Origin of the sequence: Parabacteroides sp. AM17-47, from assembly GCF_003434625.1 — a bacterium.
In the GTDB taxonomy this organism is placed as follows: Bacteria; Bacteroidota; Bacteroidia; order Bacteroidales; family Tannerellaceae; genus Parabacteroides; species Parabacteroides distasonis.
Genome location: NZ_QTLI01000003.1, coordinates 189,523 through 213,844 on the forward strand (window position 1 = coordinate 189,523; position 24,322 = coordinate 213,844).

Annotated in this window: 19 protein-coding genes and 1 pseudogene; 9 read left to right on the forward strand and 11 right to left on the reverse strand. The window is 43.6% G+C overall.

Annotation, left to right across the window (positions count from 1 at the left end):
• Positions 1–4: 4 nt before the first annotated feature.
• The 7 genes from DW205_RS03415 to DW205_RS03445 all read right to left on the reverse strand — a co-directional run bounded on the left by DW205_RS03415 (position 5) and on the right by DW205_RS03445 (position 8,445).
• Positions 5–997 carry a D-alanine--D-alanine ligase gene (locus DW205_RS03415; protein WP_005866609.1) on the reverse strand — a complete coding sequence of 331 codons (993 nt, stop codon included), beginning with the start codon at positions 995–997 and terminating at the stop codon, positions 5–7.
• Positions 998–999: 2 nt separating this feature from the next.
• On the reverse strand, positions 1,000–2,079 hold the full coding sequence (locus DW205_RS03420; RefSeq protein WP_005861030.1) for an RluA family pseudouridine synthase: 1,080 nt from the start codon (positions 2,077–2,079) through the stop codon (positions 1,000–1,002).
• Between the two features lie 4 nt (positions 2,080–2,083).
• Entirely contained in the window at positions 2,084–2,710 is a 627-nt protein-coding gene (locus DW205_RS03425; protein ID WP_005861027.1) for a PASTA domain-containing protein, read from the reverse strand.
• A gap of 150 nt (positions 2,711–2,860) precedes the next feature.
• Entirely contained in the window at positions 2,861–3,013 is a 153-nt protein-coding gene (gene rpmH, locus DW205_RS03430; RefSeq protein ID WP_005633099.1) for a 50S ribosomal protein L34, read from the reverse strand.
• Positions 3,014–3,355: 342 nt separating this feature from the next.
• A complete protein-coding gene (locus DW205_RS03435) occupies positions 3,356–5,254 on the reverse strand; it encodes a hypothetical protein (RefSeq protein ID WP_005866607.1) in 1,899 nt (632 codons plus the stop codon).
• Positions 5,255–5,272: 18 nt separating this feature from the next.
• Positions 5,273–7,309, reverse strand: coding sequence for a fimbrial protein (locus DW205_RS03440; protein ID WP_005866605.1), 2,037 nt, complete (start codon positions 7,307–7,309; stop codon positions 5,273–5,275).
• A gap of 32 nt (positions 7,310–7,341) precedes the next feature.
• Complete coding sequence (locus DW205_RS03445) at positions 7,342–8,445, reverse strand: hypothetical protein (protein WP_005866603.1); 1,104 nt, start codon at positions 8,443–8,445, stop codon at positions 7,342–7,344.
• 526 nt (positions 8,446–8,971) lie between these two features.
• Between DW205_RS03445 and DW205_RS03450 the strand changes: the two genes are divergently transcribed.
• Positions 8,972–9,892, forward strand: coding sequence for an Rpn family recombination-promoting nuclease/putative transposase (locus DW205_RS03450; protein ID WP_005866601.1), 921 nt, complete (start codon positions 8,972–8,974; stop codon positions 9,890–9,892).
• Between the two features lie 23 nt (positions 9,893–9,915).
• Here the strand turns inward: DW205_RS03450 and DW205_RS03455 are convergent, their stop codons facing one another.
• Positions 9,916–10,881, reverse strand: coding sequence for a tetratricopeptide repeat protein (locus DW205_RS03455; protein WP_005866600.1), 966 nt, complete (start codon positions 10,879–10,881; stop codon positions 9,916–9,918).
• A gap of 333 nt (positions 10,882–11,214) precedes the next feature.
• Here DW205_RS03455 and DW205_RS03460 point away from each other — a divergent pair, with 333 nt between their 5' ends.
• The 6 genes from DW205_RS03460 to DW205_RS03485 all read left to right on the forward strand — a co-directional run bounded on the left by DW205_RS03460 (position 11,215) and on the right by DW205_RS03485 (position 19,292).
• On the forward strand, positions 11,215–11,511 hold the full coding sequence (locus DW205_RS03460; protein WP_008778485.1) for an OadG family protein: 297 nt from the start codon (positions 11,215–11,217) through the stop codon (positions 11,509–11,511).
• Between the two features lie 18 nt (positions 11,512–11,529).
• Positions 11,530–13,455, forward strand: a complete 1,926-nt coding sequence (locus DW205_RS03465) for a biotin/lipoyl-containing protein (RefSeq protein ID WP_005861011.1) — start codon at positions 11,530–11,532, stop codon at positions 13,453–13,455.
• Entirely contained in the window at positions 13,455–14,690 is a 1,236-nt protein-coding gene (locus tag DW205_RS03470) for a sodium ion-translocating decarboxylase subunit beta (RefSeq protein WP_005866596.1), read from the forward strand. Before DW205_RS03465 ends, DW205_RS03470 begins: the two co-directional genes overlap by 1 nt.
• Before the next feature lie 217 nt (positions 14,691–14,907).
• Positions 14,908–16,761 (forward strand): DUF349 domain-containing protein, encoded by a 1,854-nt coding sequence (locus tag DW205_RS03475; RefSeq protein ID WP_005866594.1) that lies wholly within the window; start codon positions 14,908–14,910, stop codon positions 16,759–16,761.
• 63 nt (positions 16,762–16,824) lie between these two features.
• Positions 16,825–18,033 (forward strand): hypothetical protein, encoded by a 1,209-nt coding sequence (locus tag DW205_RS03480; protein WP_005866592.1) that lies wholly within the window; start codon positions 16,825–16,827, stop codon positions 18,031–18,033.
• Positions 18,034–18,098: 65 nt separating this feature from the next.
• A complete protein-coding gene (locus tag DW205_RS03485; protein ID WP_005866590.1) occupies positions 18,099–19,292 on the forward strand; it encodes an esterase in 1,194 nt (397 codons plus the stop codon).
• Between the two features lie 65 nt (positions 19,293–19,357).
• Here the strand turns inward: DW205_RS03485 and DW205_RS03490 are convergent, their stop codons facing one another.
• The 3 genes from DW205_RS03490 to DW205_RS03500 are packed head-to-tail and all read right to left on the reverse strand — an operon-like array spanning position 19,358 to position 23,288.
• A complete protein-coding gene (locus DW205_RS03490; protein ID WP_005866589.1) occupies positions 19,358–20,053 on the reverse strand; it encodes a LytTR family DNA-binding domain-containing protein in 696 nt (231 codons plus the stop codon).
• A complete protein-coding gene (locus tag DW205_RS03495; RefSeq protein WP_005866587.1) occupies positions 20,050–21,108 on the reverse strand; it encodes a sensor histidine kinase in 1,059 nt (352 codons plus the stop codon). Before DW205_RS03495 ends, DW205_RS03490 begins: the two co-directional genes overlap by 4 nt.
• 20 nt (positions 21,109–21,128) lie before the next feature.
• Complete coding sequence (locus DW205_RS03500) at positions 21,129–23,288, reverse strand: outer membrane beta-barrel protein (RefSeq protein ID WP_005866585.1); 2,160 nt, start codon at positions 23,286–23,288, stop codon at positions 21,129–21,131.
• Positions 23,289–23,890: 602 nt separating this feature from the next.
• On the opposite strand from DW205_RS03500, the pseudogene DW205_RS22795 reads away from it, so the two are divergent.
• Positions 23,891–24,061 (forward strand): annotated as a pseudogene (locus DW205_RS22795) (hypothetical protein); the annotation flags it as partial.
• A 59-nt stretch (positions 24,062–24,120) separates the two neighbouring features.
• Positions 24,121–24,321, forward strand: coding sequence for a hypothetical protein (locus DW205_RS03505; RefSeq protein ID WP_005866583.1), 201 nt, complete (start codon positions 24,121–24,123; stop codon positions 24,319–24,321).
• Position 24,322: the final 1 nt, after the last annotated feature.

The window sequence follows — 24,322 nt, forward strand, 5'->3', positions numbered from 1 at the left end:
CTATTCATTTTGTTTTTCTGTTTTTGAGTTCGTCTTCAATAATGTCTGTCATGACATCCTTTATATCCAATCCCGCCGCACGTACTTGCTGTGGGATAAAGCTGGTAGCCGTCATTCCCGGTGTCGTGTTTATTTCCAGTAAGACAGGCTCCCCGTCTGCCGGAATAATATAATCCACACGAATCAGTCCTTTGGCGCCCAATATATCGTAGATCCTTGATGTCTTGCGCTGTATCAACTCCGTCAACTCGGCGGAGATACGGGCCGGAGTGATCTCGTCCACCTGCCCGTTATACTTTGCGTCGAAATCGAAGAATTCGTTATCCGTAACCACCTCGGTCAAAGGAAAGACAACCTCTTTACCCTCCACCTTATAGCAACCGCATGTCACTTCCGTTCCATCGATAAAGCTCTCGAGAATCACCTCACGTCCTTCCCCAAACGCCTTAGCGATAGCGGGCTGGATAGCGGAGAGCTCTTTCACCTTCGTCACGCCGAAACTACTACCCCCATCGTTTGGTTTCACGAAAATAGGCAAACCCAAACGAGTCACGACTTCTTCGTCCGTAATAGTCTCTCCCTTGAATAAATGAATGGATGCGGCAATTTTTACACCAAAGTCTTTCAAGTAATGATTACATACGTATTTATTGAATGTCAAAGCGCTCACCAGCATCCCGCAAGACGAGTAAGGCATACCGATCATATCGAAATATCCTTGCAAACGTCCGTCCTCGCCCGGAGTACCGTGTATCGTTATATAAGCGAAGTCAAAATGCCTCGTCACGCCATTCTCCTTGAAGCTAAAATCATTCTTATCAATTGGTGTATGTTCCCCGCTAGGAAGTATAACCGCCCACTCATCCCTCTTAACGATGGCAATATATAAATTATATTTGTCTTTATCAATAAAAGAGTAGATTCCGTCCGCACTTTTTAATGAAATAACGATCTCGGAGGAATCTCCCCCTGCTACGATAGCGATGTTCTTTTTCATTTTTATAGTTCTTTAGTGTTCGCGTATACACGCCATCTGTCGATCAGCTGCTGCATATCGGAAGGAATCTCGGAATCGAAAAACATCTCCTCTCCCGTAGTAGGATGAACGAACCCCAACGTCTTAGCATGCAAGGCCTGACGTGGACAAATAGCGAAACAGTTTTGCACGAACTGTTTATATTTAGTAAAAGTTGTTCCTTTCAAGATATCATGTCCGCCATACCGCTCATCGTTGAAAAGCGTATGACCGATATATTTCATATGTACACGGATCTGGTGCGTGCGCCCCGTCTCCAGACGGCACTCCACCAAACTCACGTAGCCCAAGCGTTCCAATACGGTGTAATGGGTGACGGCAGTCTTGCCTTGATCGCCTTCCGGGAAGACGGTCATTTGCATACGGTCACGAGGGTCACGGCCGATATTTCCCTCGATACGCCCCTCATCCTCTTGAACGATGCCCCATACCAAGGCACGGTATTTACGTTTGGTTGTCTTGTTGAAGAACTGCAGGCTTAGGTTACTCTTGGCCTCCGGGCGTTTAGCCACCACCAATAAGCCCGACGTATCCTTATCGATACGGTGTACCAAGCCTAAACGAGGATCGGAAGGATCATAATAGGGATCATCCTTCAAATAATAAGCCAAGGCATTCACCAACGTACCGGTATAATTACCGTGACCGGGATGTACGACCAAGCCTGCCGGCTTATTCACCACCAGCAAATCATCGTCCTCATATACTATATTCAAAGGGATATCTTCGGGGATAATCTCCAGTTCCCGGCGTGGGCGATCCATCACGATAGAAACCACATCCAAAGGTTTCACCCGGTAATTACTTTTCACCGGCTTATCGTTCACCAAGATACAACCCGCCTCAGCCGCCAATTGGATGCGGTTACGGGTAGCGCCCATCATACGGTCTACCAAGAACTTATCCACCCGGAGCAGGGATTGCCCCTTGTCCGCTACGAAGCGGAAATGCTCATACATCTGGCTCGACGATGTTTCGTCTTCTTCCGGCATCAACAGGTCGTCTACCTGTTCATCATCCATATCGTCCAAAAACTCGTCCATTCCCTTAAAACCAGTTTTCTATATCACTATCCAATGGTTCTACCGGAATACTATCCAAAGCCAATGAGTCGGGAAGCATATTCGGATCGCCACTGCTTACTTTCAATACCAGATGAGCGGTCAACGGTACATGTTCCCCTTTGAGCAAGGTACGCCCGTTTAACTCCACCCCCATCGCCAAATCTTTATAATCGCCCGGCACATACTCTATCTCGACCGACGAGAAGCCACGGGCCCGCAGCAAGGCATACGCCTGACGGAAAGATAAGTCTTCCACCTCCGGTATCACGGCCATCTGGGAGGTCAACGCGTTAATCGTAACAAAGACAATCCGCCCCTCTTTCACCTTCGATCCGACACCGGGAACCAACTCCACGATGGAGCCCGGAGCCACATCTTTCGAGAATACGGAATCGATCACGTTATAGCGTAGCTTATTATTCCCGAAAAACTCGGCGGCGTCCTCTAGCTTCATTCCTTTCACGTCCGGAACGACCACCGCTTGATTATGGCGGGTATAAGAATCCAGCCACGCCAGTACGCCATAAACAACGCCGCACGACACGACTATCACCAACAAGAGATTGATGACAAACGGATTCTTTATCAGTTTTACAAAAAAGTTACTCATTTCACGTATGTATTTGTAGGCGGTTCAAAAGTAGAAAAAAAACGGCATATAGACCAATATCCACCAGAGCAATACTACAAAAACAAAGAAAGTAAAGGCTTTTTAGGAAAAAACCTCTACTTTCTTTATAAATCTTTAGAACGTGACTAATTATCCGTTGTATTCGTCAGATACCGTTAATTTAGCTCTGCCTTTAGCACGACGAGAAGCTAATACTCTACGGCCATTAGCGGTAGCCATTCTAGAACGGAAGCCATGCTTGTTCTTTCTTTTTCTGTTGGAAGGTTGGAATGTTCTTTTCATCTTTTTATATTATTTATTATTATTCGCATACTTATTCGGGCTGCAAAGATAGAGCCTTTTTTTTAATAAACAAATGGTTGCGCAATTTTTTACACAAGAACCTTTGATATCAGACCAAAGCAAGTTAACTGCATGGGGCAAGTAAGTTAACGTCATCGGCAAATGAAGAAAGCGATGCCACCCATCTCCTTACGGAATGAATGGCATCGATAAAGCACGAAAGCTATATGAAGTAAAGGGCCGGGGAGGAGGTGCAGTCTACGTGTAAAACAAATTCAATCCATTGTATGCCGCACGCTCCCCGCATCCGTCATTCACATGATGGATGGGAACCCATTATTATTATCTCATATTCACAAACACATAATTACTGGTACTACTTTTCGCCAAATCAGATACAGACATTTCCGCAGTATACGTACTTCCCCTATATGTGTGTGTAAACGTTATTTCATCATCTGCATACACGGATACTTTATCCAATATTATTCTAGAGCTACTATTAGTTCTAATTGCTGCTCCTCCACCACTTGATATGGAATAAGTGATCGTTACATTACTTCCCACATTGCTTCCATTTCTTCGACATTGCAAATAGAAAGTTTTCGTCTCTTTAACTTTTTCAGGTCTAGTATAACTCAAATCAGAAACAGGATTGAATAAATCAGCCTTTAAAATAACATCATCTTCACCATCATTTGCTATATTCGTTTTAAATTGAATAACCTTCTCTTCAGGACTAAATATCTGATCCGTATAGACGTAGTACCAATCGCTCGCTCCGGTCGTTTCCAAACGAACACCGGGTTCTACCGCATACAGTTTTTTAGTATATATCTTATATTCAATGGGGAATAAGGATTCATCAATATCTTCCGGTATCGAGAATTTCAGATAAGCATCTTGCTTCTGACCCGCGGCAATTTCATTTGTACCCGTCCCCTCCTTCACGTCTTCAAATCTCGGATTTATAAAGTCATAAGGGGGACGTAAGACCAATTTAATCTTACGCTGCAAATTACCTCCTACCACGTAGAAATACGCTATTTTCTCACCGGAGTCAGGAGCCGGCTTTATATTGGCTGCAATCGTTATCGTCTGATTGCCAGAAGGTATCCAAGAAGGATAACTTAAGTTACCATTTACGACATCCGACATTCCCTCACCCGGAACCACACTCAACTGCCCTGCTCCCGCATATGTCGCAGTCATCGACAATGTGTTAGAAGCCCCCGTAAAAACGAATGTCGTCTTTGTAACATTCAAGGCCTCGCCATCATAAGTTATATTCGGATACTTTTCCATAATAGCCGAGGCCGTGATATTATTATCCGCTATCGCATTTTCATCTATAACCTCAGCCCACGTAGCTCCTTTTCTGGAAACGCTCTTGACCGTTATATTAAAGGCATAATTACGAACGACATCATAAACACGAGTTACCTTATCATTCTCATCCTTTACGGCAAGGTCAATCTTATAATATGTATAGGTATCGTTACCAGCAAATTGCGCCTTAATAATAACAAAAGTCGCTTTCTTATCTTGGTTGTAATGTTCAAAAGTATACACAGATTCACCCGACTTCGCATATTTACTAGCATCTGGCTCATTCTGGGGCGCATAAAAATCTTGATTTGGAATATTCAACTTTCCCGCATCTTTATAACCGATAGATGCCAACTGTGATTCATTATAAATGAGATAAGAAACATTTTTCAATTTCACAGCTGCCTCCGATGAGAGATTCAGCGTTATTTTGGCCCAGTTTCGTAGTAGTTCAACATTGTTGTTACCAGCATCTTCTAGATTATTGCTTATATTTTTCGCAGGAATTTCACTAAAAGTTCTCTTTCCCCAAAAGATTTGCTTATCTGTCGCTAACGAGGCCATTCCGCTTTCTTGGGAAGGGGTTAACGTTCCGTCATTGGCGACAAAATGGATGGTACGGGTTTCTTTTGAGATAGTAGCCGTATATCCATTGCCAGAAACCTCTGCCTTTACGACTGGAGATATAAACTCTCCGTTCTCCTTAAACGTATATAGATATAAGGACTCAACGCCTTTCTCCACATCCCCGGTCGCTTTCGTAATCTCAAGAGCATTCGGAGCATCTACAGAGAATGAAAGAGAAACCATTGATCCATCTGTCGGCTGAATTTCTATTTGTTCTATTTCCTCTGTCGCACATGAAGCGAGCAACAGCAATACAGAAAATAGAGTATATAATCTTTTTATCATAATTAGAGTTATATTAAATTAGTATATATCATAAACACAGCGAGCTCCACCATTACCGCTAAGTACTGTATTTGCATTACTAGCGCTATTAGATGTATTTTTCCCAAAATCATAATACCAAGGCTTTCTTGCTCCCCAATATTGACTACTTTGATTAAACAAATAATCGATTGCAGGAGAAGCTTCTTGTATTACATCCATAAATTTAAGTTCTGCTAATGTCGGCATTCTCCATTTGCCGGGAGGATAAGTCGCGCTCTTCCCTGTCTTCTTCGGATCTAAAGTCTCCCAATATGTAAGACATCTATCATGTGCCATTTGCCATGTATACGTACCTGCCGAAACTGCCGCATACCTTGATGCCGCAATAAAACGAGGAGAGATCATATTATTAGAAAGTTCATCATTCTTTGTCTCCACTTTTCCATTTACGATATGAGAAGGATCACCAATAATCCAATCTCCTGCAGCAATAGTTGTAATTGTAAATAAATTAGGATTTTTAGAATAGTCTGCACTTGAATCATGATTACCACCTTCTGATTTTTGTCCTGTCAGATATTGAGGCGGATACTGATCCACTGCAATTCCTAATACTTTCAAACCCTCTGCATTATGAACTCCAAAAACAAATTGCTTTGGGAAATAATTCTCTGGTAATTTACTCGTAATTTTGATATATCCACTCTTTCCTAAATCTCCTATTATAGACGGATACTGCTTATCTCTATTATCATAGTATCCTGTACCTTTAGTAATAACATTTCCTTTTAACTCATACTTTTCATAAGTCGCATAAGATGGTTGATCAATCGTAATATTCGAGCTAGAAGCAAACTCAATCTTATACTCACTGATATTCGCCATCACCACTTTAGTCTCCCTCACGAACAAATACTTCAAATCTGCAATAACCACATCCACGACAAACTTTTCCACGCCTTCCCACGGTGTTGTAGATACCGTAAAGTTGATTCGTTGCGTCTTCATGGATATTTTACCTGTAAGCTCATATCTATTACCATGTATGATACCATTTGTCGTACATCCTTCAAGCTCTTTTGTCGGATTAAAATCCTCATATTTATATGAACGGTCTTTTTCTTCCTCGATTATATCCCCTTTTGTTACGTTTTGAATGGTCATATCCTCATTAAAAGTTGTCGTAACTTGTATCTTTTGTAAATCACCCGTCACATATATAGACAATGGGCTTGTTGTCGTATTCAACTTCTCATAGGTATAGAAAGGTAGTGCAACCCCGTTTTGCAAGGTAACCACTTTACCTGTAGAGAGAGCATTATCATATCGGTTATTTCGATCAAGCAAAAGCAAATCTGATTTCTGATTAATATTATTGACCGTAAGTTTAGTTACGGAATAGAACCATTGGTTGGTTACTTTTGTATTACTTGTCCCAGAAATAGTCTCCGGCTCTTCATCTACCGTAAACTTCATATCGATGCGTGCCGCTAATTGCGTCATCGGAACACGTATACTTGTCACAGTCGTATTCAGCTCATACGAAGGCAACTCTCCAACCTTTACTAAATTTGAAGCATCAAAAGTCCCACCAGAAACTGTTTCCGACAAACCTTTCAAGTTCTCATAAGTAGTCGTTTTCAATGCGGCCAACTCGTTATAATGCGTTGAATTCGCAATCACTACGATACGAACCTTACCTGTCTTTGCTTGTATATTATCAATTTTATAAGCAATCAATGTTTTTCCATCAATCGTTACGGTAGAATTGGAAATTCCCCCGTCAAACGCTACAGACTTGTACTCCAAGCACTCACCCACAGTTCCATTCGCCTCATTAAATATAGCGACCACAACATTATTCACTTTTACCTCATCCTCCGTCGAATATGTATACCCTTCAGCGATATCCCCTCCAGCTTTCGTCATCGCTGTCACTTCTCCCAAAGTAAGAGTCATAGAGAATGAGATATCCCGCCCGTCCTCATTTCCTCGCTGAACTTCTTCTTCCGAGTTACAGCTCGTGAAAAGCAGTCCGACAAACAGCACTGATAATATATTCCTTATTTTCATAATCTTGTATTTTTATTTTACCCGTTTACACTTTAATTATCTTCCATAGGAATGGATATGGTATTATTCAACCAATCTCTTGTATAGCAAAGTAGTTCTGTCTCGACCTTATCTCCAATAATAGTCATATTGACAACCAAGCGATAAACATATCCGGATTTTACACCATGCAAAATATTCCCCTCCTTATTGATCACAAACTGCCTTGTCGTTCTTTCCTCGCTATTTCCGACCTTAAACCGGACTTGTATTTTCACTTGATCACTTTCTGCCGCCGCCAGATTCCGGAACGAGTAAAAAGACAATACATTTTTATTCTCTACAAAAGAATAAGTTGACGGAAGCTCCGATACTCCATCATATACCTCCACATTACACGTCTTATTCTCCTGCAAATAAGTCGCATTTTTATGAGTTTGCTCATTTGTCGTATAACTCTCAGGATTCAAGTTCAACAGATCCACACCTGTAACAGTAATCTTCTCTTGAACAGATGCTCCTTGAAAACCAGAAACATTAAATTCCGCAAGTTCTATACGAGCGGTTAGCTGAGAAAGAGGGACTGGACCAACTTCTAAAGGTTTTTCCAATGCTTCCCTAATTGTCGCATAACCGGCAAAGTTGGAATCAAAATTGATATTCATTTTCCCTACTTTAACTAAAGCATCCTTATTATCCTGTATTATATCGTTTATATCACTTTCCGATTGACAACCCGCAAACGATTTAGAGCTATTAGCGATTACCATTACGGAGTAAGGGCTAGGCTTTTTCACTTTCACGATTACTTTTGCCCAGTCATCTTCCGTGCCGTTTTTCTTTTTAACGATATAATTCTCGCTATTTACAAACAGCCCTTCCATTATCGAATTGACTTGCCCACCCTCAAAAAAAATCAATGTACAATTATCAATCTTTGCCTCGTCCATGGAAGCAGGCAATGTCCCTGCGCCAGACAAGGATTTTGTCTCCAAAGAAAAAAGAGAAACTTTCATAGAAAGGGCAACCTCTCCCTCCTCTATCACAACACTCCCCGAATGTCCTTTCTCTATATCCCTCAGCGCATCATCATCCATTGAGCACGAGACCGCCAGCAGTAACAAGCAGATACTTGAGATTATCGTCTTTATTTCCATATTCTTATATTTATTCGTTCAACCTCCTTATTCTTGATAAAAGACATTAAGATGGATTGAGTTCAGATAGGACTAAGGGCGGTGAGTTACGTAGGAAAATAGGCTAAATAAGGAAAGATCAACCCTCTCCATTATTGAATGGCAAATTGAGCTGATCTGAAAATAATGTCTACCAAAATAATAAAATTGGATAGAATATGCAATCTGACAAGTATTTGGAATGGAAGGAAAGGTATTAGTCCTATCTGTACTAGATACCGGAAATTTGTAAGTTAGGCTTTTTACACTGGCAAAATTAAATGGATACATTAATGAATGGAATAGGCGGAACTTTCAACTTTAAGGGGTAAAACTAGCAATTTAAGGCTTGTTGAAATAAACGATAGAGAATCCTATCATTTCGATAGAGATACCCATGCTGCCAGAGAAACATTATAAGTCATGGTTGCTTTTTTATGAATAGGAACAAAGATAATCGTTTAATTCATTATCTTTGTGGAAGTATAAACAAATAAACAAGATAACTATGAAAAATAAATCATCGTTAGTACGTTTCGATTGGGCGATCAAACGTTTACTTCGCCAAAAGTCCAATTTTGTAGTCCTCGAAGGTCTTTTATCCACCCTTCTCGGGGAAAACGTGATTATTATCCGCATCCTAGAAAGCGAAGGTAACAAAGAGGATAGCGAGGACAAGTTCAACCGCATAGACGTATTGGCAGAAAACAGTAAAGGCGAGCTGGTAATCATCGAGGTACAAAACAACCGGGAGCTAGATTATTTTCACCGTATGCTATATGGCACATCCAAGGCAGTCACCGAGTATATTCATGAGGGAGAGAAATACGGTACTATCAAGAAAATCTACTCCGTAAACATTATCTATTTCGATCTTGGGCAGGGAAAAGATTACGTATATCACGGGAAGACCCAATTCAAAGGTATTCATTTTGATGATATATTGAAACTATCCACCCGCCAACGGGAACAATTCGTCAAACAAGAAGCTGGCGATATTTTTCCTGAATATTACGTATTACGTGTCAACGAGTTTGACGAACTGGCGAAAACACCCCTCGACGAATGGATCTATTTCCTAAAAACAGGAGAAATAGATGAACATGCCACCGCCAAAGGATTGCCAGAAGCACGGGAGAAGTTACGGATCGATAAACTCAGCCCTTCCGAGAAGGGCCAATACTACGCCCACATGGAAGCCCTTCGATATCAAAAGAGCGTCATCGAGACCGGATGGATAGAAGGGCATGCGGATGGACGAGCGGAAGGTATCGCGGAGGGTAAAGCGGAAGGTAGAGCAGAAGGTATCGCGGAAGGACAGAACCTAGAGAAACGTCAAATTGCCGCCAACTTGAAAAAGCAAGGGCTTTCCATAGAGATAATCGCAAACTGCACCGGGCTTTCTCCGGAAGAAATAGCGAATTGCTAATACCTATTTATATAAAGGGGGAATCAAAAGATTCCCCCTTTATACATATTATCGAAATTCGAATGCTGTCCGTTCATCTTCTGGGCCTCCTCGCTTTCTGGATTCAGTTCCAAAGATTTCTTCAAGTCCTCGAACGCACCGGTCTTATCACCTTTCAGATTCTTGGCTCGCCCACGCTCACTATAAGCCTTGGCAAAAGACGGATTCGTCTCGATCGCCTCGTCGAAGAAAGCGATCGCCTCGTCATATTTCTTTTGCTCGATCAATAACTGACCAGATAAGATACAAGCGTCCTCATTAAACGGATTTAGATCTAGGACCTGCTGGAAATCAGAATTCGCGGCCTCGATATCCCCTAAAGCCATATGAATACGTCCTCTCAATAAATAAGAACTTTCCTCCTCCGGCACGATCTCGATCGCTTTCTCCACATCGGGCAACGCCTCTTTAGCTTGTCCCAGTCCTAAAAGAATCTCCGCACGCAATAAATAAGAATCGGCGAAATCCTCCTTCAAGGAGATCGATCTCGTCAGGTCGGCGATAGCGCCAAATACGTCATTCGTCGCTTTCTTCGCTTTTGCCATCATGAAATAAGCGACATGATTAGAAGGCTCTAGCTCGATCACGTGCAAACAATCGGTTATGACCTCCGCATCCTTATCCAACATAAACAATAAGTTAACGCGAGTCAAGCGGGTAGCGATATGATCCGGCTCCATCTCAACCATCCGGTTCAACACGTCCTCGGCTTTCCCTAGATCGTTCGCCATCGTATAAGCGGAAACGAGATAGCTCATCGTCTCAAAATCCTCCTGTATATTCAGTGCCTCCGTAAAGCATTTGATCGCATAAACAAGTTTTCCCATCTTCTGGGCACGTACGCCGTCGTATTTCAAGATATCAAAGTTCTTCTGCTCGTTCTTCGCCTTATCCTCCGTCGCCTCGGCCGGTTTGGAAGAAGAGAATAAAGATGTAAAGAAATTTCCCATGGTCTTATTCCTTAATTATTATAGTCTTACATTATTAGAATTCCACCGCAAAGTTACGGTAATATATTTGAATTTTCAGCCGTACAAGCGCCGGAAAAAACACGTACGTGTTTTTGGAAAAAGTCGTACATGTTTTTCGGAAAACACGTACATGTTTTTTCAAGCTGACAATCATTCACCGAAAAGGCCGTTTCGCTTATTTATTTTCATTTTTTTAATTAAAATGTAACAGATCGTTTTCCAGTATTTTATAATTTTGCGATTGTTTTTAATTTGGCTGAAAGTTGCTCAATCCTTTGTAGAAACCTTTTAAGCTAGCCACAAATATAGAATATGGAGAATATAGAGACAGGACTTTTGTTAATGGTAGTTGGAATGACCACCGTATTTGCTATCCTTTTGATCGTTATCAATCTGGGAAAAGGACTTATCGTCTTGGTGAATAAATACACACCGGAAGAGATCATAGCGAAGAAACCAGTAGCGGCAGCCGTTCGGGTACAAACGGCCACTCCAACGCAAACCACCGCAATCGGCAGTCTTTCCGGACAGGAGACAGCCGCCATCGTATCGGCAATCAGCGCCGTGACCCGTGGACAGGGGAAAGTTATCAAAATTGAGAAAGTATAAATAATACATATTAATATCATGAAAAGAGAAATCAAATTCAGTTTGGTCTTCAGAGACATGTGGCAATCTGCCGGAAAGTATGTCCCGACCGTAGACCAACTAACCAGAGTCGCTCCGGCAATTATCGAGATGGGCTGTTTCGCCCGGGTGGAAACGAATGGCGGAGGATTTGAACAAGTCAACTTATTATTCGGAGAGAATCCTAATAAAGCGGTCCGTGAATGGACAAAACCTTTCCATGCGGCAGGTATCCAGACGCATATGTTGGACCGCGCGTTGAACGGCCTTCGCATGAGCCCGGTACCTGACGATGTACGTCAGCTATTTTATAAGGTAAAGAAAGCGCAGGGAACGGATATCGCCCGCACGTTCTGCGGTTTGAACGACGTACGGAATATCGCCCCATCTATTAAATACGCGAAAGAGGCCGGTATGATCTCACAATGCTCCTTGTGTATCACGCATTCTCCGGTACATACGGTTGAGTATTATACCAAGATGGCATTCGAGTTGATCGAGCTCGGAGCGGATGAGATTTGTATCAAGGATATGGCCGGTATCGGACGTCCGTACACATTAGGCCGTATCGTAGCCAATATCAAGGAAAAATATCCAGAGATCCCGATCCAATATCATAGCCATGCCGGTCCCGGCTTTAACGTAGCTTCCATCATGGAGGTTTGTAACGCAGGTTGCGACTATATCGACGTAGGTATGGAGCCGCTTTCTTGGGGTACAGGACATGCGGACTTGCTGACCGTACAGGCGATGTTGAAGGACGCCGGTTATAAGGTGCCCGAGATCAATATGGAGGCTTATATGAAAGTTCGTGCCTTGGTTCAAGAATTCATGGATGATTTCTTGGGATTGTATATCAGCCCGAAGAACCGGTTGATGAATTCCTTGCTGATCGGACCGGGACTTCCGGGCGGTATGATGGGTAGCTTGATGGCGGACCTTGAGAAGAACCTAGAGACGATCAACAAGAGCAATATAAAGAACAACAAACCGCTGATGTCTCAAGACCAGTTATTGATCAAGTTGTTCGACGAGGTAGCTTACGTATGGCCACGTGTCGGTTATCCTCCATTGGTAACTCCATTCAGCCAATACGTGAAGAACCTAGCTTTGATGAACGTCATGCAGATGGAGAAGGGGAAAGCCCGCTGGAGCATGATCGCCGACGATATCTGGGATATGATCCTCGGAAAGGCCGGACGTCTTCCGGGCCCGTTGGCTCCCGAGATCGTCGAGAAGGCGAAGGCCGAAGGCCGCCAGTTCTTCGAGGGCAATCCTCAAGACAATTATCCGGACGCGTTGGATAAGTATCGCAAGTTGATGAACGAGAAGCAATGGGAAGTCGGCGAGGACGAGGAAGAGCTTTTCGAATACGCCATGCACCCCGCTCAATACGAGGCATATCGGTCCGGAAAGGCCAAGGTCGAGTTTAAGGCAGACGTGGCAAAACGTAAGGCAGAGAAAGCGAACGCCGGTAAACCGACGGTACCCGCCACTCCAGCCGCACCGGCTCCGGCACCTGCCGCTGCATTAACGATGCCGACTACTCCGCAAGTCATGACCGTAGATGTAAACGGGCAAGCTTACCGTGTGACCGTCGCTTTTGGTGATACCAACAGCGCGACTCCGGAAGTTAAACCGACAGCGGCTCCCGCCCCGACAGCCCCGGAGACAACAAATGCTCCCGCAGGCGCTGGAAAAGAGGTGCTTTCTCCGCTGGAAGGTAAATTCTTCCTTATAAAGAACGCTTCCGATACACCGGTGAAGGTAGGCGACGTAGTGAAAGAAGGTGATGTCCTTTGCTACGTGGAGGCCATGAAAACATACAATGCCGTACGTGCCGAGTTCGGGGGAACGATCACGGCGATCTGCCTGTCTTCCGGTGATGCCGTATCTGAGGATGATGTATTAATGACGATTCAATAATGAACGAGATATTTCAAAACTTATATGAGATGACTGCGTTCAGCAATATCATTGCTGAACCGCAGTTCTTGATCATGTATGCCATAGCGTTCGTATTGCTCTACCTCGGTATCAAGAAACAATACGAGCCGCTATTGCTCGTGCCTATCGCGTTCGGCGTATTGCTCGCCAATTTCCCCGGAGGCGATATGGGAGTGATTCAAGCGGATGAGAATGGGTTGATTAATGTACACGGTGTGATGAGAAACATCTGGGAAATGCCGCTGCATGATATCGCACACGAGCTTGGCTTGATGAACTTCATCTATTATATGTTGATCAAGACGGGCTTCTTGCCGCCGATTATCTTCATGGGTGTCGGTGCGTTGACCGACTTCGGCCCGATGCTCCGCAACCTTCGCCTATCCATTTTCGGCGCCGCGGCCCAATTGGGAATCTTCACGGTGCTTTTGGTAGCGATCTTGATGGGATTCACACCGAAAGAGGCAGCGTCTTTAGGTATTATCGGTGGCGCCGATGGCCCGACGGCTATCTTCACGACCATTAAATTGGCTCCGCATTTGCTAGGCCCGATCGCTATCGCCGCTTATTCTTACATGGCTTTGGTACCGGTTATCATCCCGTTGGTCGTTAAGCTACTGTGTTCTAAGAAAGAATTACGGATCAACATGAAGGAACAAGAGAAGAAATACCCTTCTAACATGGAGATCAAAAATTTGCGTGTATTGAAGATTATCTTCCCGATCGTGGTAACTACCGTAGTCGCCTTGTTTGTTCCCAGCTCCGTTCCTTTGATCGGTATGTTGATGTTCGGTAATCTTGTAAAAGAGATCGGAACCAATACGTTCCGTCTGTTCGATGCCGCTTCCAACAGCATCATGAACGCTGCAACGATCTTCCTTGGATTATCTGTCGGAGCTACCATGACATCAGAGGCGTTCTTGAACCTGACAACAATCGGTATCGTAATCGGCGGTTTCTTGGCATTCGCCTTGTCTATTGCCGGAGGTATCTTCTTCGTTAAGATTTTCAATTTGTTCACCAAGAAGAAAATCAATCCGCTTATCGGAGCCACGGGTTTAAGTGCTGTACCCATGGCCTCTCGTGTGGCGAATGAGATCGCGTTGCAATATGATCCGAAGAACCATGTCTTGCAATATTGCATGGCTAGTAATATCTCGGGAGTGATCGGCTCGGCGGTAGCTGCCGGCGTATTGATTTCCTTCTTGGGATAAATGAGATTAAATAGTATAAGTAGACGGTGTAGAGACGGGGCATGCCCCGTCTCTACAACCGGAATCAAGAGAAATCGGCCAACCTTAACATCTATTAGTATCCAAAATGACTTTTTAGATAAATAATTTCCCCGAAATGCTGTAATCCAAAAATATTTAGTTTAATTTGTGACTTGATATAGGAATGTATTTATCCTTTTCTTAAAAGCGATTGTATATGAAGGACACTCTTGAGACTAATTTGCCGGAAGAAGCCGGGAAATTGGAAGAAACTAAAAAACCGGTTGAGACGCCGGAAATCGATGCTACCGCAGACGTTGAAGCCAACGATACAGCGGAGGCGGACGCTGCTATTGCCGCAGGTAAATTAACCAAAGAAGAAATTCTCGCTAAGTTAACCGAACTTGTTGAGACTTCCGTAGAGACTTCCCGTGGAGAAGTAGAGGCTTTGAAACAGGCTTACTACAAGATCCGTCGTAACGAGGTGGAAGAGCTTAAGAAAGTATTCATCGCTGATGGTGGCGAAGAAAAGGATTTTACAGCCCCCGCTGACGAAACCGAGAACAAGATCAAGGATTTGCTCACCTCTTATAAAGAGAAAAGAGCCGCTATCCTCGCCGAGGAAGAGCGTGTAAAGGCCGCTAACTACGCTTTGAAATTGCAGTTGATCGACCAGTTGAAAGAGCTTTGCGAAAGCCAAGATGATTTCAATAAATTATACAACTCTTTCAAGGACATCCAACAAAGATGGAAAGAGGTGAAGGCCGTTCCCCAAGAGCACGTGAACGAGCTTTGGAAGAACTATCAGATCTACACCGAGAAATTCTATGATATTATCAAGATAAACAATCAGTTCCGTGATTACGACTTCAAGAAGAATCTGGAATTGAAGACCGCCTTGTGCGAAACCGTAGAAAAACTAGGTAACGAGCCGGATGTTATCTCCGCTTTCCACCAGCTTCAGAAGCTGCACCAGCAATGGCGTGAGATCGGGCCGGTAGCGAAAGAGTTACGTGAGAACTTATGGGCTCGCTTCAAAGCTGCCTCAACCGTGATCAATAAGCGTCACCAAGAGCACTTCGAGAAACTAAAAGCGAAAGAGCAGGAGAATCTGGATGCGAAGACCGTGATTTGCGAACAAATCGAGGCGATTGATTTCAGCGCGTTGAAATCGTTTAAGGATTGGGAAGAAAAGAATAAGGAGGTAATCGGCTTGCAAGAGAAATGGAAGACGATTGGTTTCGCTCCGAAAAAATATAACGTAAAGATATTCGAACGTTTCCGTGCCGCTTGCGATGTCTACTTCGAGAAGAAGAGCGAGTTCTACAAGGCGATCAAGAGCGATATGGAGAAAAACCTCGACGCTAAACGTGCGTTATGCGAGAAAGCCGAGGCTTTGAAGGATAGTACGGACTGGAAGGATACGACGGATAAGATGATCGCTTTGCAGAAAGAATGGAAGACGATCGGACCGGTAGCCCGTAAGCATTCCGACGCTATCTGGAAACGTTTTATCTCGGCTTGTGATTATTTCTTCGAGCAAAAGAATAAGAACGTTGTTTCCCAAAAGAGCATAGAGCAGACCAACTTGGCCGCTAAGAAAGAGTTGATCGCTAAGATTAAGGGCATGGACGAGAGCCTTGGACATGATGAGGCTATCACGACCTTGAAGTCTTATATGGCGGAATGGAACACGATCGGTTTCGTACCGTTCAAGGAGAAAGATAAGATCTACAAGGAATATCACGAGGCGGTTGACCAACAATTCGATCGCTTGAAGGTAGACCAGAACGATCGCAAGATGCAGTCGTTCCGCAACAACCTAAACGAGATGACCAGCGGCGAAAGAGGTAAAGGCCGTTTGTTCAGCGAGCGTGATAAGTTGATGCGTATGTACGAGCGCATGAAGAACGAGCTTCAGACTTACGAGAACAACATCGGCTTCCTAAGCATTTCCTCCAAGGGCGGCGGCGGTTTACTGAAAGAAATGGAACGCAAGATCGAAAAACTGAAAGAGGATATGGCTTTAACAGTCAAGAAGATCGATGCCATCGATGAGAATCTGGAATAACAATCTCATAAACCCGAGCAAAGCCGTCCTTTAAAAAGACGGCTTTGTTGTTTTTACGCTTTTATGTCACGGATACATTATTTCAATCCCGGCCACGAGACGGCCGTACTTTTAGGGACACAGAACTACACGGCACCGACAAACGTCCGTAAAATGCAAAAAGACTTGGCACTGCTGCCGGTTTGGTATGCGGAAGAGGATGATTTTGTCTATCTGGAAGATAGTAAGGCAACCCCTCCGTTTTTCGCCCATTTGCCCAAAGACCTACACCCGGCTCCTATACCTGTAACAAAAGCGATGCTGATGAAAAACGCTCCCTACCTCTCTCCTATGGACGCAGCCCCGTGGGGACTTTCCCCGCATAGTCTTCATTTATTCGAGCAGTTGAGGGACAAGGCAAAAGTCCGGCTATCCGTCCCGACTTGGAAAGAGGATTATTTTCGCCTTACCGGTAGGCAAACGGCGGCGGAATGTCTGGAAAAGATACAGGCCCTCCTACCCGATCTCCCTATTCCGGTAGCGCCTCGTTTCTGCACGAAAATCCGGGAGGTGGAGAGATACATGATCTTATGCAACGCTCCCTTCGTATTAAAAACACCCTATTCCTCTTCCGGACGGGGATTGCTATGGGTAGAGAAACGAAAACCGGATACAAAAACGAAAAACTGGATAGAGGGCGCATTCAACAAACAAGGAATGATCAGTATCGAAAGCGGATTAGACAAAGTACAGGATTTCGCCATGGAATTTTATTCCGACGGGCAAGGTACTGTCCGTTACGAGGGATTATCCGTTTTCAATACCGAGGAGCGAGGCTCCTATACAGGCAACATCCTAGAGGAACAATCCACCATGCTCTCTCGCATCACCCGATTCACGGGCGAAGAAACCTATTCCCGCATCCAAGAGGCGGTACGCACTGTATTACAAGAAGTGTACGGATCTACTTATGCGGGCTGTATAGGTGTGGACATGCTGGTCTATAGACAAAAGGACGGATCTTTCGCTATTCATCCCTGCATTGAGATCAATATGCGGTACACGATGGGAATGGTCGCTTTACGTCTATTCCAGCATTATGTAGTGCCTAGGGCTGTTGGCGATTACCGGGTTTCTTACGAGAAGGAAGCCGGAGAAGCTCTCGAGAAACACCGCCTCATGTCTGAGACTTATCCACTTCGCCTTGCGAATGGAAGGATTCAAGAAGGCTACCTCTCATTATGCCCCGTCACGAAAGACACACATTATCGAGCCTATTTATTGCTCATGTAACAGATTATTCATTACATTTGTAAAAATCTTTAGACCTCAGTAATACCATTAATAAATTTATCATTATGAAAAGATTATCAATCTTGGCCGTATTCATGCTGATCAGCGTGATCACGTTCGCCCAACAAGCCCTTTGGGGTAGTCAGAACATCATCTCTCCGGAGATTCATCCGGATAACACCGTAACCTTCCGGTTCATGGCACCCAAAGCGATCAAGGTGCAGGTAACAGGAGATTTCCTTCCCACACAGAAGATGGAGACTCAGTTCGGTTTAGTGGATGTACCCGGTACCGTTGATTTAAAGGAAGGTAAAGAAGGCGTTTGGGAATATACCACACCGGAACCTCTTCCCTCCGAATTATATAGCTATTCCTTTATTGTCGATGGATTAAAGACTACAGATCCTAATAATGTCTATCTGAACCGTGACGTGGCATCCGTTACGAATATCTTTATCATTAAGGGTGGACAGGGTGATTTATACAGCGTTAATGATGTTCCTCACGGAACGGTCGCCCGCCGTTGGTATGAGAGCCCGACATTGGGAAAGACTCGCCGTATTACCGTTTATACGCCGGCTGGCTATGAGACAAGTGGCAAAAAATATCCGGTATTCTACCTCTTACATGGCATGGGTGGCGACGAGGAAGCTTGGATCGCCTTAGGACGTACGGCCCAAATCTTAGACAATTTGATCGCCCAAGGTAAGGCAAAACCGATGATCGTGGTTATGACAAACGGAAACGCGGATCAAGAGGCCGCTCCGGGAGAATCCAGCCTAGGTTTAGTTAAGCCGAATATGCAACTACCTAAAACCATGGAGGGTAGCATGGAAAGCAGCTTCCCGGATGTCATTAAGTTTATCGAGAGCAATTACCGTGTGGAAAAAAAGAAATCCAACCGTGCGATAGCCGGACTTTCCATGGGTGGTTTCCATTCTTTGCATATATCTAAGCAATATCCGGATATGTTCGATTACGTGGGATTATTCTCTGCCGCTATCCTCCCCCGTGAAGGCTCCGAATCTCCCATCTACCAGAATATGGATGAGAAGCTGAAAGTACAATTCGGCAAGCACCCGAAATTATACTGGATCGCCATCGGTAAAACCGACTTCTTATACAAGAACAACGTAGACTATCGTAAGAAACTAGACGATAACGGCTACAAATACGAATACTACGAGAGCGACGGCGGCCATATCTGGAAAAACTGGCGCATCTACCTCACAAAATTCGCCCCAATGTTATTCAAATAACAAAATACCCAGTTGTAGAGATGCGGCATGTGCCGCGTCTCTATGACCTAGCTACAGTCATATAATTACAACGTATTCTTAAGGATACGCTTAAATACAACATCTCTGAGATTACGGGCGATCGGGATTTGATAGGATTCGATACGTAATCTATTCCCTTCTACCAGATCGACACGATCCGCATTAATTATATACGATTTATGCGTTTGGAGAAATTGATCATCGGGTAGGGATTCCCCGATCCGCTTCAAGGTTGAATGGGTCAATACTCTACCGGAAGTAGTATAGATACTAACATAATTTTCCAACGCCTCTACAAATAAGATATCTCTTAGGTAGATCTTACGCATTTGCTTCTCGCTTTTCACGAAGAACGAGGCATCCGCATCCGGCGTATTCTCCCGAGCCAACAGGTCGTGCACCTTATTCACGCCTTTTAAGAAACGCTCAAAGGAAATAGGCTTCAGCAAATAATCCACGACATCCAGTTCATACCCTTTCAAGGCATATTGCTCATAAGCGGAAGTAACGATCACTTTGGGAGGCTGGTTTAAGGTCGCCAATAAATCCAAACCGGAAAGATAAGGCATCTCGATATCTAACAAAAGTAAATCCGGCTGCTGAGTTTTCAACAGAGTATTTAATTGGATAGCGTCCTCACATACACCGGTCAAGGAGAGAAAATCCACTCGCTCCACATACGATTGCAATCCTTTACGGGCCATCGGCTCATCATCTGTTATCACGCAGGTTATTGTCATATATCTTCTATTTCAATCATTAATTCCGCTACGAACTCAGTCTCTTCTTTCCGGGTTTCCAAACGGTGCTTATTGGGATACAATAAAGATAATCGGCGGCGTAAATTTACCAGACCGATGCCTTTACGTTGCCGTTCATCCACCGATTTACGCAACGCTTCGTCCTCCGCTGAAAGCTCGGGGATGGAGTTTCGTATAAACAAACTGATCCGGTTATTTTCCCATTTCATGATAATATCCAATTGATAATCGCCACCTACGTATTTAAAAGCGTTCTCTACCAACGGGAGGAAGAGTAACGGATAAATATTCAGTTCATTCAATTCGGGCGGAAACTCTACACGCAACCGCAGGCGTTCACTCATACGAAGCTTACGCAAAGCTATATAAGTTTTCAAATAATCAATTTCTTGTAGGATACTGACCTTCTGATTACCGCCATACAGTTGGTAACGCAAGAGTTCGGATATCATCTCTAACGTGCGACGAGGCGCCTTGTTACTTTCATCAATCTGGAAATAAACGGTATTGAGCGCATTAAACAAGAAGTGAGGATGATATTGGGATTTCAAGAACTTCAATTCCGTCTGTAATTGATCATTCTTGATCTTTTCCAGTTGGATACGCTGCTCAGCGTAATCTTTATCCAATACTTGAGCTCGCTGAACATTATAGACCATAAACGCAAACAAGCTCCCTATCACGTTCGCGATTATTATATCGTCCATATGGAAAGTATCACCGATAAATATACGGGTTATTGCCAACGTAGCATTCACACCCAATATAATAAATAAGAAAGGCATTCCATACGATCTCCAAACAAATTTCCACCTATTCGGTTCTTTCGCTCTTCGGCTCTTCTCGATCTGGCTTCCAAAGTAAATAAAAAACAAATAAGAGACAAAGATTAGAATCACGATCTCTAGGATACTATTCCCCAAGGACTGTGTCCAGTAGTGTCCTTCTTTCGTATAATCCGTTACCCAGCGGATACAAGAATACAAAGAGACCGCAAAAATCAAGGCATATATCCACTTATATATCTTTTTCATAAACCATTTGTCTAGAGGTTTCACAAATTTATTCTTTTACTTTCATCTACGCTATGCTTCCGGCGAGATTCTTTCACCTCCAAACCACGATTTATACGATAGGTCAAAGAAATACCGACTACCGTCCGGTTCATCCGCTCTTTTATAAAAGCGTGCTGGGTAGGAGTCATCACGCTCATTCTCGATACATTCGAATGGAAAATATCCCGTGCGAATAACTGGATCGTTCCCCGACCTTTCCATATCTTCTTCTGGATACCGGCATTTATTTGCCATAACGGATAGATCGCAGCTTGTCCCGCCGCCATTTTCCCATTATAGAAACCGATAAGTTCAGCGCTCCAAGTCCGGGCAAAGCTAAACTGATTCGAGATCCCGATATTCGGTGTCCATCTCTTATTCACCTTTACTTGATAATTCTCCGGTAAACGATACCGGTTATAGATCAAGGATGCGCTGACGTTCACGTTCCAAAATGAGGTTAGCGGTAATTGGGAGGTACTGAGCCAGGGACCTACGCTGACGCGGGAAGAGAGATTTTCCGGTGAGACATAAACGACATAGTTCCCTTGATCCAAATAGCTCTTGATAATTACATCCTTCGTATAATTGAAAGCAAGCCCCACCCGGAATAAATCGCCATGTATATAGGCCAGTTCCAGATTATCGGATAATTCCGGGCGTAATAAGGTGTTACCTTTATCATACGTATACTCATCGTGGATATATACAAACGGATTCAGGTCCCGGTAATTCGGACGGACAATCCGTTTGCCATAAGTAAGCGACAGACTATTCCCATTCCTCAAGGCATACTGAACAGAAAGCGTTGGGAACAAGTGCGTATAATGATTGGTAAACGAGGAGTCTCTTTGATAAGCGTTACCCGATTGTTCGCCCTCTATGCGGGTATTTTCCAGACGAAGACCTGCCTCCAGACTTATAGAAGAGAATTTGGCGTCAAGCTGTACATAGCCCGCGTTTATATTCTCGTCATACTGAAAATCACAACTCAAGTCATGGTCCGGTTGCCAAGAATCACCTTGTAGCCGATTATAATCAGCGTTATTATCAATAGAGACGAAAGAGGTCTTAGCGCCCGCATGGAACGTGAAGGATTTCGAGAAAGGCCACACCAGATTCGCTTGTCCGGAGTATAAATGGATTCCTCCATCCATATCCCCAAACAAGGTATCTTGGCTATTCAAATATTGGTCTTCCTCGTATCGATAACGCAAGTAATCCATAGAGGCATCCAAGACCCCACCATCAGAGTTAAAGGTATGTGTTAAACTTAAAACAGCCGTAAAATTATCCTGCGAACGATTCTGATCGTTCAAGGTGCGAAGCGAACCTCCGGTTTGCGGAGATCGCTTAGGAATGGATGAGTTCATATCTCCCTCAACCTTGTTACCCGCCAGATTACCATCCGTCGAAAACCCGATCGTAGTCTTATCCGACATTTGATAATCGATCCCGAAACGATAATAGTTTGATGTATTCTTCCAAGTTCGATAGGAAGATTGCGTCATCTGCCCGGTCTCCCCTTCCGGCCGCCAACCTTCCAGATAGTTTCTCTCCACATACAGATCATCGTAATCATTCTTCCGGGAATAGGAATAAGAGAGATAGAAGTTGAACTTATTCGTTCGCAGATTCAGGGTAGTAGAAGCGAAACCCTCTCCATATTTACCTTGGTCATAACTACCGTTTACCGAAAGGTTCATTCCCCTTCGCAATATCTTCTTCGTACGTATATCGATAATACCGGAGTTTCCACTAGCGTCGTAACGTGCCGATGGCTGCGTAATCAAATCGATTTTATCCGTAATGGAGGCAGGAGTCGATTTTAAGAGGTTGACAAGATCTTGCCCCGATAAATAGGTAGGCTTACCATCCATCAAGATATTCGCACCGTTTTGACCATTCAAGAAAATAGTGCCATCATTTTGTATCACGACTCCCGGCAAACTGGTCAACACGTCGTAGACATTCCCTTGGCTTTGGGTGATAGAGGCATCCAGCCTATAAGTCATCTTCCCCGGTTTCATCTCTACCGTAGGGAGCTTAGCCATTATCACCACCTCCTGTAACTTCTGGTCCGCTATCGTATCGACCTGTCCCCAACCACAAAAAGGGTTAATTATCAATAGAACTATTATAAAAAGATTCCTGCTCATGTCGTTTTTATATCAAAATTACATCAGCAGGAATATCCAATCAAATTATTGTGACCAACGGAAGTATCCGGGGGATGAAAGGTAAAATCTCCTACTTTTGCCTTCTGAAGTGAATAACTTGCGGCTTGTCGAGTGAATAACTAACGAGTATACCCAGTGAATAACTAACGGCTTTAGAAGTGATTAGTTATTCACTTCTAAACGCTTTTTCCAGCTGTTGATCAAGCAAAATTCTCATTTCCATAAAGTCATCCACAAAGAGGCTTTTCTGTCTTTTTGAGTAGTATTAGAGCTTTTCCATAACATCTCATTTCCACAGGAATCACAAGATAAAGGAGGGAAGATAACAATAAACAGTGCTTTTCCAATGAAAAAGACCGTTTTCGATACACATTAGGCGACAAAAGCCTACACATACGGTCGCGTTAAGCAACGCCAGTAGTGCCATTGGGCATTATAAGCAGTCGCAAATAGGGTTGTAAGTAGTCGTGAATGGGCATTCTTACCTCCTTATAGCCCTATCGTAACACCGTTTTTCCCTCCTTTTGCTCCATCGGATATGAATTACGATGAATTATTTTCGCTAGAACAAAAGGCCATTTTTCAGCATTGCTCTATCAATGAACCGATTGCTGATTTATTTTTTCAAATTCAAGCACAAGACGTACCTTAGCCCGGAAAAATCGATTCTCCGGGACTTCCGATTACAAATTGTCAATCCTAACAGATTGTCATATCCTTCGATCGTCTTTCTCGAAATCTCTCAAAGATGATTATCAATTCAATAAAAAAACGTATTTTTGTCACATACAATCTATAAACAACCCAAGATATGGAAGTGACAGTCAAGAAAGTAGAAATTACCTTACCGGAGGTAGACATGGCCTTGCTCAAAGAACTAGCCAAGAAATTCGGTTGGAATATCGGCAGGAAGAAGTCCGGTATAGAGAAGGGGCTGGAGGATATCAAGGCAGGAAGGGTTTATAAGGCCAAAGATATGGAAGATCTAAAAAAGTATTTGCTAAATCAATAAA